The sequence below is a fragment of the Nocardioides sp. T5 genome, assembly GCF_048161455.1.
In the GTDB taxonomy this organism is placed as follows: Bacteria; Actinomycetota; Actinomycetes; order Propionibacteriales; family Nocardioidaceae; genus Nocardioides.
This window is the reverse complement of sequence record NZ_CP182415.1, coordinates 2,551,253-2,565,653: the sequence shown is the minus strand read 5'-3', so window position 1 is coordinate 2,565,653 and position 14,401 is coordinate 2,551,253. Positions and strand designations below refer to the sequence as shown.

Genomic DNA, 14,401 nt, shown 5'->3' with positions numbered 1-14,401 from the left:
GATCCCGGTTGGGGCAATCTCGAGGGCAAGGCGCCGGGCACACGTGCCCTGACCTACCCCATGCTGGCCCTGCTGGTGCCGGCCCTGCACCTCGCATCCAGACGCGGCCGTCCCTATCCCTGGGGCCGCGGACCTGCTGGTCACCGTGCCCGCCTTCTCCGACGTGCTGGGCAACCGCTTCGACCTCTACGACCGGGTGGTGTGGTTCGACGACGCCATGCACCTCGTCTCCACCGCTGCGCTCAGCGCAGCGGTGCTCGTGCTGACCGGCACGGACCGGGCGCCGTTGCGCCAGCGGCTGCAGCTCTCCGTGGCGGCCGGGGTGACCCTGTCGCTCGCCTGGGAGCTGTGGGAGTTCTACGCGTTCGTGACGCGCTCGGGCGAGGCACCGACGGCGTACGCCGACACGCTCGGCGACCTGGCGCTCGGCTGGGTGGGCGCCGTGCTGGCCGCCCTGCTCGTCGGAGCGCCCGGTGGGGGCAGCCGGGGTCGCCAGGAGGGGACTCGTGCGCCCGGTCGGAGGGACCTCTGACCCTGCCTCGCGACGCCGCCGAGGAGCACGGTGGAGGTGGAGGCACGGGGGAGCACGTCGGGGGAGGGACACAGGAGGCACACGATGGACACCAGGACCACAGGGGCCGTCGTCGTCGGCGTCACGGGACGTGGACGAGAGACGTCGGCACTGCGCTTCGCCGCCGAGCACGCGCGCCGGGAGGGCGCCCGCATCGTGCTGGTGCACGTGGGCCGGGTGTCGCTGCCGACCGTGCCCGGTCTCGTGATCACACCCGCCGAGGCCATCGCGGTGTCGGCCCGGATCGTCGCCGAGGTGGCCGAGGAGCTCGAGGAGCTCGTCGGCGGCCCCGTCGCCCACGACACCGTGGCGGTCACCGGAGTCCCGGCGCAGGTGCTGGTCGAGCTCAGCCGCGACGCCCGGCTGGTGGTCGTGCAGCACCGTTCGTCCAGCTCCTTGGAACGCCTCTTCGTCGGCTCCACCAGCAACGGGGCCGCTGCCCGGTGCCACTGCCCGCTGGTGTCGGTGCCCGCGGGCTGGGAGCCCGCTCCGGGCGGCCCGGCCGAGGTGGTGGTCGGGGTCCACGAGGCCGGCGTGCCGCGGCAGGTGCTCGAGGCGGCCTTCACCTGGGCCGACCGCACCGGCGCCCCGCTCCGCGTCGTCCACGCGTGGCGGCTCGACGCGGCCTACGACGAGATCATCACCCGCCGGGTGGACTCGGGGTGGCGGGAGAAGCAGAAGCGGCTGCTGGCCGCCGCCGTCGCCGAGCGCCGCGACGCCTGGCCCACCGTCCCGGTCGAGGTCGAGGTACGGCACCAGTGGCCGGCCGACGTGCTGGTCGACGACTCGCGCAACGCCTCCCTCGTCGTCATCGGACGACGCGGTGCCCGCGGCTGGATCCCCGAGCACCTCGGGTCCCTCGCGCGGGCGATCCTGCGGTCGTCGCTGTGCCCGGTCATGGTGGTGCCGGTCGACACGGACGCTGCGGACGTCGACGACTGGGAGCTCAGCGCCGACGAGGTGGCGCCGCAGACGTGAGGGACGCGTCCTGCGTCACGACCCCGGGGCGACGTCGACGGTGCTCCCGAACGCGGTGAGGAGCTGCAGCCGCTCGTGGCTCGGGCTCCCGGGCGTCGCCGTGTGCACCAGCAGCGCGTGTGACTGGAACGGGTCCTGGAGGACCTGGCAGCTCAGCTCGAGCGGCCCGACGGCGGGATGCACGTAGCGCTTCAGCTCCGCCGGTCGGATGCCGACCTCGTGCTCCGAGAGTGGTGCTGCACGACCTCGACCTCTCTTCGCTGGCCTCGGTCGCGGAGCTGGGCGGGCGGCTGGTCGCCGAGGGCGAGCCGATCCACCTCCTCATCAACAAGGCCGGCGTGATGACCCCGCCCGAGCGACGGGTGACACCGACGGCTTCGAGCTGCAGCTGGGCACCAACCACCTCGGCCACTTCGCCCTCACCGGTCACCTGCTCCCGCTGCGGCGTGCCGGTCGCGGGCGCGTCACGTCGCAGGTCAGCATCGCCGCCCGGCGCGGCGGGATGAACTGGGACGACCTCGGCTGGGAGAGGTCGTACGACGGCATGGCCGCCTACCGCCAGTCGAAGATCGCCTGCGGCCTGTTCGGGCTCGAGCTCTCCCGCCGCAGCGCGGCGGCGGGCTGGGGCGTGACGAGCAACCTCTCCCACCCGGGCGTCGCACCGACCAGCCTGCTCGCCACCCGGCCCGAGGTCGGACGCAACGAGGACACCACCAGCGCGAAGGTGATCCGCTGGCTGTCCGCGCGCGGACTGGTCGCCGGGACGGTCGAGAGCGCGCGGCTGCCCGCCCTGCTGGCGGCCACGGCCGGTGAGGACGGCGGCTTCTACGGGCCGCAGTGGCCGGGCAACGCCGGCGGCCCTCCGGGGCCGCAGCGGCTGTGGCCACCGATGCGACGCGACGCCGACGCGGCGCGCCTCTGGGAGGTGTCGGAGGAGCTCACCGGCGTCAGGTTCGCGTGAGACCCTCAGGGTGAGCACTGGATGATGGCGTCGTGCTGCACCGCCACCCGTTCCTCAGCCTGCTGACCCTGCTCTACCTCGGCTTCGTCGGGCTGGTGACGCTGACCCCGGGCAACGAGCAGCCCGACTACGCGGGCCTGGCCGGACGCGTCCTGGCCCGGCTGGAGCGCTACCCCGACCTGGATCCGCTGACCAGCCGGCTCAGCGTCGAGCGCATCGAGTTCCTCGCCAACATCGGGCTCTTCGTGCCGCTCGGGGTGTTCCTGCTGCTCCTCGTCGGCACCCGGCTGTGGTTCGTCGCGCTGGCGGCCGGGATCGTGCTGACCTCGATGATCGAGCGCGTCCAGAGCGAGATCCCCGGGCGGGTGCCCGACCCCCGCGACGTCGCAGCCAACTCGATCGGGATGTTCCTGGGCATCGCCGTGGCGATGGTGCTCACGCTCCCGGGGACCCTGCGTCGGCGGCGGGAGCAGGCGCAGCGCGCCTGAGCAGGACGACAGCGAACGCGGCAGCCATGAGCAGCGACGCCACGGCCGGGAGGACGTGCACCCCCAGGGCCAGACCACCCATCCGGACCAGCGGGCTGGCGACCAGCGCTGCTCCCGCCCACGCCGGGTAGACGTCACGTTGACGCAGCATCGCGACGCCCAGCACGAGGGGACCCAGCAGGCCACCGATCCCGAAGACGACGTAGACCATCAGCTGGACGATCGAGGTGTGGTTGTCGAGGGCGTCGACGTAGGTGCTCGGGTCGCCTCCCGAGTCGACGACGGCCATCGCGACCTGCCCCTCGACGACGAGCACCATGAACGCCACGTAGCCGGACGCGGCCAGCCACCCGCCGATGCCGGCGAGGACCGGGGTGCGCTGCCGCAGCTGCTGCGTGACGGCCCAGATGCCTGGTACGAGCAGGATCGCGGCCAGGAGCCCTAGGGCGTCGGCGACCAGCATCACGGTGCGGTTCGCGGCGATCATCTCGAGCATGTCGGCCGTGGTCTCGTAGGTCTGCTGGCTGAGCACCCAGTTGGTCAGCCCGTTGCACGCCGCCAGCGCCGCGGCGCCGACGACAGCGGCGTAGCCACCGAACGGCACCGCGTCCCGGGTGGCGGCGCGCTCCGGCGCCAGGGTCTCTGTGGTCATGGCGGCATCCTCCGGACGGTCGGCTCGAGCAGGTCGTACCGACGCTAGGAGCGCGGTCGCGCCGCCACATCGGCGTTCTCGCCTATTCCGCGGGACGCACCGAGGCGGGACGATGGGCGGCATGTCCGAGCCGTCCGCGCTGCGCTGGCGGGTGGCGTACGGCATCACCGGCCTGCTCGGGACCGCGGCCTTCGCCGCTGTCCAGCACCTGCCGTGGCTGGAGCAGGAGTTCCGGCTCGCAGTGGGCGTCCGCTGGACCATGGTCGTCGCGGGACTGCTCGTCCTCGGCGTGGCGGCCCGGGACCGACCGTCGGGTGGTGTGGCCGCGTCGCTGCTCGTGCTCGGCGCCGGCGTGGTGGCCCACCCGACGCTCCTCACCCTCGCCGCGGCCGAGGTCGGCGGTCCGGTCGTGGCGACCCTCGCCGCCGCGGGCCACGTCGTCCCGCTGACCATGGTCCAGCTCCTGCCGGTCCTGGTGAGCGGCCGGGTGACCAGCCGGTCGCGGCGGTCCTGGGTCGTGGTCGTCCTCGCGGTGGCGGCCATCGGCGCGGCGGCGACCGGTCTCGGCCTGGCCCTCGGGTCGGGTGCGCCTGCGCTGCTGGTGCTCGGCACGGTCCTGTGGTTCGTGTCGTTCGCGTTTGCGCCGATCGCCTGCTGGACGGCCGTCCGCGGGACGATCGGGCGGCCGCGGCGACGTGGCATCGTCGCCGGTCTCGCAGCGTTCGTGCCAGTGCTGGTCATCGTGTGGTGCGTGACGCTCGGCGGCCTCGGCTCGGCCCTCGCGCTGGGGGGCGAGCAGACCACGACCGCGCTCTTCCTTGGTTTCTCGGCAGCGACCGCCGGGTGCGCCCTGCTGTCGGTGGTCGCCATGGGCGACGAGTCCTCGACGCTGCTGCGACGATCGGTCGTCGTCGCCCTCCTGCGCGCGATGGTGGTCGCCGTGGTCGTGCTCGCGGCGTCCGGCGCCGCGCTCGCGACGACGACGCTGCTCCCAACTCGGGAGGCCGCGGTGCTGGTGGCGGTCGCCCTCACGGTCGCCCTCGGCTGGGTCGGCACCCGGACCTTCGGCTGGGCGGAGGAGGTCGTGGATCCCGCCGCAGAGCTGCGGCTCGAGCTGGAGCGGGCAGGGGCGCTCGTGGGTGGTCAGCACCGCCGCGTCGCCGAGGGCGTCGTCAGGCGGCTCGCCGAGGACGCCGGCGCCCGGCTCGCCTACGCAGTCGGGGACGGTGCCTGGGTCGACACCTCGGGTGCGAGCGTGGCGGCCGACGGCGCCGTGGTGCTCGGGCACGACGAGGACGGTGCCGCGGTGCTGTTGATGACCGCCGACGAGGCCGCTCGCCGGCACGCCCGCGCGTGGGGCGACTGCAGTGCCGTCCTCGGAAGCGCGCTGATGGAGGCACGCGAGGAGTGGCAGGCCGGGCGGGCGGTCGTCGCCGCCGACGCGGAGCGCTCCCGGCTGCAGCAGGACCTGCACGACGGCCTTCAGGGGCGGCTGCTCGGCCTGGCCCTGAACCTCCAGCTGAGCCAGTCCGACATCGGCGATCCGGTCACCCGACTCACCATCGAGGAGACGGTCAGCGGTCTCCGCGGCGCCGTCCAGGACGTGCGCGCCCTGGCCGGCGGACGCCTCCCTCAGGTCCTCGTCGACGAAGGGCTGGAGTCGGCCGTCCGCGTGCTGCTGCAGCCCGCCCGGGCCCGGATCGGCACGCTGGAGCTCGCCCCGGAGCTCGCAGCGCAACGGCCTTCCGCGGCCGTGGAGGCCTGCGCGTACTTCGTCGTCGGCGAGGCGGTCGGCAACGCGCTCAAGCACGCCCGGTGCGAGCGGATCGACGTCGCCGTAGGACTGCGGGACGGGGACACGATGGTGGTGCGGATCAGCGACGACGGTCGCGGAGGAGCGGACCTCCGGCTCGGGTCCGGGCTCCGCGGCCTCGCCGAGCGGGTCGAGGCCCACGGCGGTCTGCTGCTCGTCGCCGACGGACCTGCCGGCGGGACCCTCGTCGAGGCGGTGCTGCCGTGCGCACGGTGATCGCGGAGGACCAGGTGCTGCTGCGCGACGGGCTCGCGCGCCTGCTCCGCTCGGCCGGGCACGACGTGGTGGCCGAGGTCGGCGACGGCCGCAGCCTGGTGTCCGAGACGGTCCGCCTCAGGCCGGACCTCGTGGTCGCGGACATCCGGATGCCACCGTCGTACGCCGACGAGGGAAGCCGTGCCGTCGTCCTGCTGCGGGAGCGCTTCCCCGACCTCGCCGTCATGCTGCTGTCCCAGGCGGTCGACCCGCTCGTGGTCTCGCGCGCGACACGGGGGCGGTCGGCGGGCTTCGGCTACCTGCTCAAGGACCGGGTGCTCGACTCCGACACCTTCGTCCGCCAGCTCGCGGAGATCGCTGCCGGTGCCACGGTCATCGACCCGGGGGTGCTGCCCGACGCGATGCGCGGGTCCGACAGGCTGCGGTCGCTGACCAATCGGGAGGTCGAGGTCCTCGGCCTCGTCGCCACCGGTCGCAGCAATCCCGGCATCGCCGCGGACCTGGTCATCAGCCGCCGCACGGTTGACGCGCACCTGCGGTCCATCTTCACCAAGCTCGGCATCGAGGCCGACCCGGACGGCAACCAGCGAGTCCTGGCCACGCTCAACTGGCTCGGCGGAGCCGTGCAGAAGAACGAAGAAGCCCCAGGTCGATGACCTGGGGCTCGCTCGTGTCCTTCTGTGTCCGAGGGGGGACTTGAACCCCCACGCCCTAATACGGGCACTAGCACCTCAAGCTAGCGCGTCTGCCAATTCCGCCACCCGGACGAGTGCTGGAGAAATGTAGCAAAGCCCCACCGTGGCAACGAATCGGGGCCGGTGCTCGCTCGTGGGGCAGGATGGACGGCATGGACCAGGCGCCCCAGGACAGCTCGCAGGACCGTTCCGACGACCGCTCCTACGACCCCGCCGCGGAGGTCGTGCAGCTGTGCCAGGACCTCATCGGCATCGACACCTCCAACTACGGCACCGACGACGGGCCGGGGGAGCGCAAGGCGGCCGAGCACGTCGCCGCGCTGCTCGACGAGGTCGGGATCGGCGCCGAGATCATCGAGGGCCGGCCCGGACGGGCCAACGTGGTGGCGCGCTGGGGTGGCGGCGACGGCCGGCCTCCGCTGCTGCTCCACGGCCACCTCGACGTCGTACCCGCCGAGGCGTCGGACTGGCAGGTCGACCCCTTCGCCGGGGAGATCAAGGACGGCCAGGTCTGGGGCCGCGGCGCGGTCGACATGAAGGACTTCGACGCGATGCTGCTCAGCGTCGTGCGTGCCCGCGCGACGGCCGGCGCGGCCCCCGACCGTGAGGTGGTGCTCTGCTTCACCGCCGACGAGGAGGCGGGTGGCCACCACGGCGCCGGGATCCTCGTCGACCAGCACGCCGACTGGTTCGCCGACTGCACCGAGGCCGTCGGCGAGGTCGGCGGCTTCTCCGCGACCGTGCGTGGTCGCCGCGTCTACCTCATCGAGGCGGCCGAGAAGGGCATGGCCTGGATGCGCCTCACCGCGCGGGGCCGTGCCGGGCACGGCTCGATGATCAACGACGACAACGCCGTCACCCGGCTCGCCGGTGCGGTCGCCCGCATCGGCGCCCACCGGTGGCCCGTGCGGCTCACCCCGACGATGGAGGTCCTGCTCGCCACCGTGGGCGAGCTCGCCGGCACGGAGGCCACGCCCGACAACGCCGAGGCGCTGGTCGAGGAGTTCGGCGACGCCGCCCGCATGCTCGGCGCGGTCATCCGCAACACCGCCAACCCGACGATGCTCCGCGCCGGCTACAAGACCAACGTCATCCCCACCGACGCGCAGGCCACTGTCGACGGGCGCTTCCTGCCCGGCTACGAGGACGAGTTCTTCGCGACCCTGCGCGAGCTCGCGGGAGACGGCATCGAGATCGACTTCGAGTCCCACCAGCAGCCCTGGGAGACGCCGTACGACGGCGACCTGGTCGACGCGATGACGCGCAGCCTGATCGCCGAGGATCCCGACGCGCTCGTGGCGCCCTACACGATGAGCGGCGGCACCGACGCCAAGCACTTCCGCAAGCTCGGGATGCGCTCCTACGGCTTCGCGCCGCTGCGCCTGCCCGCCGACCTCGACTTCACCGCGCTGTTCCACGGCGTCGACGAGCGGGTGCCGGTCGACGCGCTCGAGTTCGGTGCACGGGTCTTCGACCGGTTCCTCGACCAGGTCTGACGGCGGCCCGGTGGACCCGGGCGAGGGAATGCCTCGCGCTGTGGCAGAGTTGCCACCACGAAGAGCTTGCGTGCTCTGGGGGCGGTGGAACTCCGCACCGGCGGTCACAGTCCGCGACCCGACCACAGCCAGTGGCCGGTTGACCAGGTGGAACTCCTGGACCGACGGTCACAGTCCGGATGAGAAGTGCACGCTGACGGTTCGCACGCCATCCCTCGCGTCCTGCGGGGGAGTGCCCCGTCCACCGCCCCCCTGAGTCCCACCCGGACCGGAGGCGGAGATGACGACCAGCGAGGCAGAGAGCCGCGCCATGCAGCGCGCGCTGCAGCTCGCCGCGACGCCGGGCGTCCCCCTCGGGCCCAACCCGCGCGTCGGCTGCGTGCTGCTGGCCCCCGACGGCACGACGGTCGCGGAGGGCTTCCACCGCGGTGCGGGGTCGCCGCACGCCGAGGTCGACGCGCTCACCGCCGCCGGTGACGCCGCCCGGGGCCACCACCGTCGTCGTCACCCTCGAGCCCTGCAACCACACCGGGCGGACCGGGCCGTGCAGCGAGGCCCTCATCGCCGCGGGCGTACGACGCGTCGTCCACGCGCAGGCCGACCCCAACCCGGTCGCCCGGGGCGGCGCCGACCGCCTGCGCGAGGCCGGCGTCGAGGTCGTGGGCGGGCTGCTCGCCGACGAGGCCGCCGCGGTCAACCGGGTCTGGAGCTTCGCCATGGAGCACCGCCGCCCCTTCGTCACCTGGAAGTTCGCGGCCACCCTCGACGGCCGCAGCGCCGCGGCCGACGGCACCAGCCGCTGGGTCTCGAGCCGGGCCGCCCGCCTCGACACCCACCGTCTCCGCGGCCTGTGCGACACGATGCTCGTCGGCACCCACACCGTCGAGGTCGACGACCCCGAGCTCACCGTGCGCGACGAGCTGGACCAGCCCCTCCCGGTCCAGCCGCTCCGCGCCGTGATGGGACTGCGCGAGCTGGGCAGTGACCGCCGCGTGCTCAACGAGCGTGCCGAGACCGTACGCCTGCGCACCCGCGAGCCGAGGGAGGCGCTGGAGCAGCTGTTCGCGATGGACCGCCAGCACGTGTTCCTGGAGGGCGGTCCCACGCTCGCCCGGGCCTTCCTCGACGCCGGACTCGTCGACGAGGTCGTGGCCTACGTCGCCCCGATGCTGCTCGGCGCCGGCACCAGCGCAGTCGCCGACCTGGGCATCACCACCATCGCCGACGCCCGGCACCTGCACGTCGACGACGTGCACGTGCTGCAGGGCCACGACGGCGAGGACACCAACGTGCGCCTCACCATGACCCCACGCACGACCACCCCTCTCCCCAGCAGGAGGAACTGAATGTTCACCGGGATCGTCGAGGAGCTCGGCACGATCGCCGAGGTCCTCGACCAGGGTGACGCCATCCGGCTCACCGTCCAGGCCGAGACCGTGCTCGAGGGCACCGGGCTCGGCGACTCCATCTCCGTCAACGGCTGCTGCCTCACGGTGTCCGAGCTCGGTGAGGACCGGTGGACCGCCGACCTCATGCAGGAGACGCTCGACAAGACGTCGCTGCGCGGGGTCGCGCCCGGCAACCGGGTGAACCTCGAGCGCGCCGTCACCGTCGACAAGCGGCTCGGCGGGCACATCGTCCAGGGCCACGTGGACGGCGTGGGCGAGGTCCTCTCCCGGACCCCCAGCGAGCACTGGGACGTCGTCGAGATCTCGCTGCCCGGCGACCTCGACCGCTACCTCGTCGACAAGGGCTCGATCACCGTCGACGGCGTCAGCCTCACGGTCGTCGAGGTCCGCGAGGACAGCTTCACCGTCAGCCTCATCCCCGAGACCCTCGCCCGTACGACGCTCGGGAGCCGCCGCGTCGGCGACCTGGTCAACCTCGAGGCCGACGTCATCGCCAAGCACGTCGAGAAGCTGCTCGGCGCCTACGCCCCGAACCGCACACCCACCAGCACCCACACCCCCGACAGCGACGAGGAAGAATGATGGACCTGCTCCAGTGGCTCATCCACGGCACGATCCCGGTACCGGGCGGAGAGCTCGGTGCCCGCGAGGTGGTCGGCAACCTGTTCGGCCTCGCCAGCGCGATCCTCGGGATGAAGCGGCTCGTGTGGGCCTGGCCGATCGGCCTGGTCGGCAACGTCCTGCTCTTCACCGTCTTCGCGACCGGTGAGCTCTCCGGCCAGATCGACGAGCCCCTCTGGGGGCAGGCGGGTCGGCAGGTCTTCTTCGCCGCGGTGTCCGTCTACGGCTGGTGGCGCTGGACGCACGTGCAACGCTCGGGCGGCGCGTCCGACGGCGGTGCCATCGCGCCGCGCTGGGCGACGGGTGCCGAGCGCGTCCAGCTGCTCGTCCTGGGCGTCGTCGGCTACGCAGCGGCGTACGTCCTGCTGACCCAGGTGCTCGGCTCGTGGGGCCCGACCACCGAGGCGTGGATCCTCACCGGATCGATGCTCGCGACCTACGGCATGGCCCGTGGCTGGGTGGAGTTCTGGCTCATCTGGATCCTCGTCGACATCGTCGGCGTGACCACGTTGGTGCAGGCCGGGTACTACCCCACGGCGGGGATGTACCTCTTCTACGCCGTCTTCGTGGTGATCGGCTTCGTGGTGTGGCTGCGCGCCAGCCGCACCGTCGTCGACACCACCGAAGCCGGACGGAGCACCGAGGCGGTGTCCGCGTGAGTGCCGAGCACCGGGTGCGGCTCGACTCCGTCGAGCGCGCCGTCGCCGACATCGCCGCCGGCCGGGCGGTCGTGGTCGTCGACGACGAGGACCGCGAGAACGAGGGCGACATCATCTTCGCCGCCGCGAAGGCGACCCCCGAACTGATGGCGTTCACCATCCGGCACTCCAGCGGCGTCATCTGCGTGCCGATGCCGGGCGACATGCTCGAGCGGCTCGAGATCCCGCTGATGACCCCGCACAACAAGGACAAGCTGCGCACCGCCTACACCATCTCCGTCGACGCCCGCGACGGCGTGAGCACCGGCATCAGCGCCGCCGACCGGGCCCGCACGGCGCGGACGCTGGCCGACTCCGCGACCGAGCCGTGGGAGCTCACCCGCCCCGGTCACGTGTTCCCGCTGCGCTACCGCGAGGGCGGCGTGCTCGTACGTCGCGGACACACCGAGGCGGCCGTCGACCTCGCCCGGCTGGCGGGGCTGACGCCCGCCGGAGTGCTGGTCGAGGTGGTCAACGACGACGGCACGATGAAGCGGGCGCCCGAGCTGCGCGCGTTCGCCGACGAGCACGGCCTCGCGATGATCTCGATCGAGGACCTCGTCCGCTACCGCCGGCGCCACGAACGCCACGTCGAGCGCGTCGCCGAGACGCGGCTGCCCACCCGGCACGGCGACTTCACCGCCTACGGCTACCGCATCACCATCGACGACAGCGAGCACGTCGCGCTGGCCTACGGCGACATCGGCGCAGCCGTCGAGTCGGGCGAGCCGGTGCTCACCCGCGTGCACAGCGAGTGCCTGACCGGCGACGTCTTCGGCAGCGAGCGCTGCGACTGCGGCCCCCAGCTCGACGAGGCGCTGCGCGCGATCGTCGCCGAGGGCAGGGGAGTGGTCGTCTACCTCCGCGGCCACGAGGGCCGCGGCATCGGCCTCGTCGCCAAGCTGCAGGCCTACCAGCTGCAGGACGGTGGCCGCGACACCGTGGACGCCAACCTCGACCTCGGCCTGCCCGCCGACGCCCGTCACTACGGCACGGCGACCCAGGTGCTGCGCGACCTCGGCATCTCCTCGGTGCGACTGATGACCAACAACCCGGACAAGACGGCCAGCCTCGAGGACTTCGGCATCCACGTGGTCGAGCGGGTCCCGCTCAGCATCCGTCCGACCGAGCACAACCAGGCCTACCTCCGCACCAAGGCGGAGCGGATGGGCCACCACCTGCCCTCGGTCGACCTGCCCGACGTGGCGATCGACCACCAGGCCGAGCATCCCGACCAGCATCCCGAGCACGAAGGAGAGACCGCATGAGCGGCGCCGGAGCACCCACCTCGCAGCCCTACGACGCCAGCGACCTGAGGATCGCCGTCGTCGCCGCGAGCTGGCACACCCAGGTGATGGACGGCCTGGTCGGCGGTGCCGAGCGCGCGCTGGCGGCGTACGGCATCACCGAGCCCGAGGTGATCCGGGTGCCCGGCACCTTCGAGCTCCCGGTGGTCGCGGCAGCGCTCGCCCGGGAGGGGTACGACGCCGTGGTGGCGCTCGGTGTCGTCATCCGGGGCGGTACGCCGCACTTCGACTACGTCTGCTCCGCCGCCACCGACGGCCTCACCCAGGTCAGCGTCGACCACGCCGTGCCGGTCGGCTTCGGCGTCCTCACCTGCGACACCGAGGAGCAGGCGCTGGACCGTGCCGGCCTCGACGGCTCGGCCGAGGACAAGGGGTGGGAGGCGACCGCAGCCGCGCTCGACACCGCCCGCGTGGTGCGGGCGGTGCGGGCGGGCTAGCTGGTGCGGTCGCTCGCCGACTGCAGCCGGTCGATGTGCTCGGAGGCCTCTGCCTTGGTCAGGTCGGCGGGCAGCTGCTCACCGGCCTCGCGGGCCAGGGTGTCGAGGTAGCTGCGCTGGGCGCCGGTCATCGGCTCGTCGCCGGTGACCCACTCCTCGGGATCCTTGCGCGTGCTGTCGCCCTGGGGTCCGCCGAGGACCTCCTGCTGAGGGTCGCCGGGTGCGGCGTCGGTGGTCGGGTCGATGGTCGGGTCCATGGTCGTGTCGGAGTTCGAAGAGACGTTCGATTCGCTCATGCTGCGACTGTAGCCCGCGGTGCCGACAGCGCAACCACTCCGACGGGTGGTCCGCGCCCGGGCCCCGTGGACGGCGCCACGGGTGCCAGCGCCTAGGCTTGCTCCTCGTGAAGACGTTCGAGGACCTGTGGGCCGAGCTCTCCGCCAAGGCTGAGGAGCGCCCCGAGGGCTCCGGCACCGTGCAGCAGCTCGACGCCGGCATCCATGCCATCGGCAAGAAGCTGCTCGAGGAGGCCGCCGAGTCCTGGATGGCCGCCGAGCACGAGGGCAAGGACGCGACGGCGCTGGAGATCAGCCAGCTGCTCTACCACGCGCAGGTGCTCATGCTCGCCTCCGGCCTGACCCTCGACGACGTCTACGCCCACCTGTGACCCCAGTGACTGTGACCCAGTGAGCCAGCCATGACCCTCCGCATCGCCGTCCCCAACAAGGGGTCGCTGTCCCAGGCCGCCACCGACATCCTCCGCGAGTCGGGCTACCGCCAGCGCAGCGACTCCAAGGAGCTCGCGCTCGTCGACTCCGAGAACGACGTCGAGTTCTTCTACCTCCGCCCGCGCGACATCGCGCTCTACGTCGGCGAGGGCACCCTCGACGTCGGCATCACCGGCCGCGACCTGCTCCTCGACTCCGGAGCCAAGGCCGAGGAGGTGATGAACCTCGGTTTCGGCCGCTCGCGGTTCCACTTCGCCGGCCCCGCCGGGCGCTACACCTCGCTGGAGGACCTCCACGGCCTGCGCGTCGCGACGTCGTACGTCGGCGTCGTCGAGGACTACCTCTTCCGCCACGGCGTCGACGCGACCGTCACCCGCCTGGACGGGGCCGTCGAGACGAGCATCCAGCTCGGCGTCGCCGACGTCATCGCCGACGTCGTGGAGACCGGGTCGACGCTGCGGGCCGCCGGCCTGGAGACCTTCGGCGAGGTGATCCTCGACTCCCAGGCGGTGCTCATCACCCGCGGCGGCGAGGTGTCCGAGGACTTCGAGGTCTTCCGGCGCCGGATCGAGGGCGTGCTCGTGGCGCGCAGCTTCGTGATGATGGACTACGACATCGAGGAGCGGCACCTCGACCGCGCGACCGAGCTGGCCCCGGGTCGTGAGGGTCCGACCATCTCCCCGCTCGGGAAGCCCGGGTGGGTGGCTGTGCGTGTGATGGTGCCGCGCGCCGGGTCGCAGCGCCTGATGGACGACCTCTGGTCGATCGGCGCCCGCGCCATCCTCCTCACCGACATCCATGCCTGCCGCCTCTGAGCGCGCCGCGCCCGCGCTGCCCCACACCTGGCGACCGATGGGCGTGCGGTTCGCGGTGATCGGGTTCGGGCTCACGCTGCTCGTCGTCTGCGCGGCTGCCTGGTTCGGCTTCGACGACGAGACGCGCGCCAAGTTCAACATCCTGCAGCGGCTCACGCTGCTCGCGATGGGAGCCGGGTTCGCGGTCATCGGCTGGGCCCTCGGCCGTGCGCGCGTTACCGCCGAGCAGGCCGCCCTCGTGGTCGTCAACGGGTTCCGCACCCGTCGCCTGGAGTGGGAGCAGGTGCTCGGCGTGCACCTGCCTGCCGGTGCCCCGTGGGCCACGCTCGACCTCGCCGACGGCACCACCATCTCCGCGATGGCGTTCCAGGGCTCCGACGGCAAGGTCGCCCGCGACGGCGTACGCCAGCTGCGCGCCCTCATCGACCGGGCCGACCGGGCCGGATCCGGCGACCAGTAGTCGGCCCGCATCGACGTCCACCGCCGCGCACGTGCGGCGGTTGTGGCCCCTCAGAC

17 protein-coding genes, 1 tRNA gene, 1 pseudogene and 1 riboswitch are annotated in these 14,401 nt (G+C 72.8%); of the genes and pseudogenes, 15 read left to right on the top strand and 4 right to left on the bottom strand.

The window, feature by feature from the left end:
- Window positions 1-145: 145 nt before the first annotated feature.
- Complete coding sequence (locus tag ACNKF0_RS12460; protein ID WP_416952541.1) at window positions 146-532, top strand: hypothetical protein; 387 nt, start codon at window positions 146-148, stop codon at window positions 530-532.
- Window positions 533-616: 84 nt separating this feature from the next.
- Entirely contained in the window at window positions 617-1,549 is a 933-nt protein-coding gene (locus ACNKF0_RS12455; RefSeq protein ID WP_416952538.1) for a universal stress protein, read from the top strand.
- 15 nt (window positions 1,550-1,564) lie between these two features.
- Here the strand turns inward: ACNKF0_RS12455 and ACNKF0_RS12450 are convergent, their stop codons facing one another.
- On the bottom strand, window positions 1,565-1,732 hold the full coding sequence (locus tag ACNKF0_RS12450) for a hypothetical protein (RefSeq protein ID WP_416952536.1): 168 nt from the start codon (window positions 1,730-1,732) through the stop codon (window positions 1,565-1,567).
- A 25-nt stretch (window positions 1,733-1,757) separates the two neighbouring features.
- Between ACNKF0_RS12450 and ACNKF0_RS12445 the strand changes: the two genes are divergently transcribed.
- Window positions 1,758-2,510: an SDR family oxidoreductase gene (locus ACNKF0_RS12445; RefSeq protein WP_416952534.1), complete on the top strand. Its 753-nt coding sequence runs from the start codon at window positions 1,758-1,760 to the stop codon at window positions 2,508-2,510.
- A 32-nt stretch (window positions 2,511-2,542) separates the two neighbouring features.
- On the top strand, window positions 2,543-2,998 hold the full coding sequence (locus ACNKF0_RS12440; protein WP_416952532.1) for a VanZ family protein: 456 nt from the start codon (window positions 2,543-2,545) through the stop codon (window positions 2,996-2,998).
- On the opposite strand, the gene ACNKF0_RS12435 is transcribed toward ACNKF0_RS12440, so the two are convergent.
- Window positions 2,946-3,650: a hypothetical protein gene (locus ACNKF0_RS12435; RefSeq protein WP_416952530.1), complete on the bottom strand. Its 705-nt coding sequence runs from the start codon at window positions 3,648-3,650 to the stop codon at window positions 2,946-2,948. The genes ACNKF0_RS12440 and ACNKF0_RS12435 overlap by 53 nt on opposite strands.
- Window positions 3,651-3,771: 121 nt before the next feature.
- Between ACNKF0_RS12435 and ACNKF0_RS12430 the strand changes: the two genes are divergently transcribed.
- Together ACNKF0_RS12430 and ACNKF0_RS12425 are read left to right on the top strand one after the other, a co-directional pair.
- Complete coding sequence (locus ACNKF0_RS12430) at window positions 3,772-5,679, top strand: sensor histidine kinase (protein WP_416952528.1); 1,908 nt, start codon at window positions 3,772-3,774, stop codon at window positions 5,677-5,679.
- On the top strand, window positions 5,667-6,335 hold the full coding sequence (locus ACNKF0_RS12425) for a response regulator transcription factor (RefSeq protein ID WP_416952526.1): 669 nt from the start codon (window positions 5,667-5,669) through the stop codon (window positions 6,333-6,335). Before ACNKF0_RS12430 ends, ACNKF0_RS12425 begins: the two co-directional genes overlap by 13 nt.
- Before the next feature lie 25 nt (window positions 6,336-6,360).
- Here ACNKF0_RS12425 and ACNKF0_RS12420 read toward each other — a convergent pair.
- Window positions 6,361-6,446, bottom strand: a tRNA-Leu gene (locus ACNKF0_RS12420).
- A gap of 80 nt (window positions 6,447-6,526) precedes the next feature.
- On the opposite strand from ACNKF0_RS12420, the gene ACNKF0_RS12415 reads away from it, so the two are divergent.
- From ACNKF0_RS12415 to ribH, 6 genes and pseudogenes are all read left to right on the top strand, one after another.
- On the top strand, window positions 6,527-7,870 hold the full coding sequence (locus ACNKF0_RS12415) for a M20/M25/M40 family metallo-hydrolase (RefSeq protein ID WP_416952524.1): 1,344 nt from the start codon (window positions 6,527-6,529) through the stop codon (window positions 7,868-7,870).
- A 66-nt stretch (window positions 7,871-7,936) separates the two neighbouring features.
- A riboswitch (FMN riboswitch) is annotated at window positions 7,937-8,066 on the top strand.
- Between the two features lie 84 nt (window positions 8,067-8,150).
- Window positions 8,151-9,216, top strand: a pseudogene (ribD, locus tag ACNKF0_RS12410) (bifunctional diaminohydroxyphosphoribosylaminopyrimidine deaminase/5-amino-6-(5-phosphoribosylamino)uracil reductase RibD).
- Entirely contained in the window at window positions 9,217-9,861 is a 645-nt protein-coding gene (locus ACNKF0_RS12405; protein WP_416952522.1) for a riboflavin synthase, read from the top strand. It begins immediately after the preceding pseudogene.
- Entirely contained in the window at window positions 9,858-10,559 is a 702-nt protein-coding gene (pnuC, locus tag ACNKF0_RS12400) for a nicotinamide riboside transporter PnuC (protein WP_416952520.1), read from the top strand. Before ACNKF0_RS12405 ends, pnuC begins: the two co-directional genes overlap by 4 nt.
- Window positions 10,556-11,866, top strand: a complete 1,311-nt coding sequence (locus ACNKF0_RS12395) for a bifunctional 3,4-dihydroxy-2-butanone-4-phosphate synthase/GTP cyclohydrolase II (RefSeq protein WP_416952518.1) — start codon at window positions 10,556-10,558, stop codon at window positions 11,864-11,866. Before pnuC ends, ACNKF0_RS12395 begins: the two co-directional genes overlap by 4 nt.
- Window positions 11,863-12,342 carry a 6,7-dimethyl-8-ribityllumazine synthase gene (gene ribH, locus ACNKF0_RS12390; protein ID WP_299931562.1) on the top strand — a complete coding sequence of 160 codons (480 nt, stop codon included), beginning with the start codon at window positions 11,863-11,865 and terminating at the stop codon, window positions 12,340-12,342. The genes ACNKF0_RS12395 and ribH overlap by 4 nt, the downstream gene beginning before the upstream one ends.
- Here ribH and ACNKF0_RS12385 read toward each other — a convergent pair.
- Window positions 12,339-12,638 (bottom strand): DUF3072 domain-containing protein, encoded by a 300-nt coding sequence (locus ACNKF0_RS12385; RefSeq protein ID WP_416952516.1) that lies wholly within the window; start codon window positions 12,636-12,638, stop codon window positions 12,339-12,341. The two genes, ribH and ACNKF0_RS12385, sit on opposite strands and share 4 nt — an antisense overlap.
- Before the next feature lie 107 nt (window positions 12,639-12,745).
- Here ACNKF0_RS12385 and ACNKF0_RS12380 point away from each other — a divergent pair, with 107 nt between their 5' ends.
- Genes ACNKF0_RS12380 through ACNKF0_RS12370 form a run of 3 tightly spaced genes read left to right on the top strand, consistent with a single transcriptional unit; the run spans window position 12,746 to window position 14,345 of the window.
- Entirely contained in the window at window positions 12,746-13,009 is a 264-nt protein-coding gene (locus ACNKF0_RS12380; protein WP_299931560.1) for a phosphoribosyl-ATP diphosphatase, read from the top strand.
- Window positions 13,010-13,039: 30 nt separating this feature from the next.
- Window positions 13,040-13,885 (top strand): ATP phosphoribosyltransferase, encoded by an 846-nt coding sequence (gene hisG, locus ACNKF0_RS12375; RefSeq protein ID WP_416952513.1) that lies wholly within the window; start codon window positions 13,040-13,042, stop codon window positions 13,883-13,885.
- Window positions 13,869-14,345, top strand: a complete 477-nt coding sequence (locus tag ACNKF0_RS12370; protein ID WP_416952511.1) for a PH domain-containing protein — start codon at window positions 13,869-13,871, stop codon at window positions 14,343-14,345. The genes hisG and ACNKF0_RS12370 overlap by 17 nt, the downstream gene beginning before the upstream one ends.
- The last annotated feature ends 56 nt before the right edge of the window (window positions 14,346-14,401 follow it).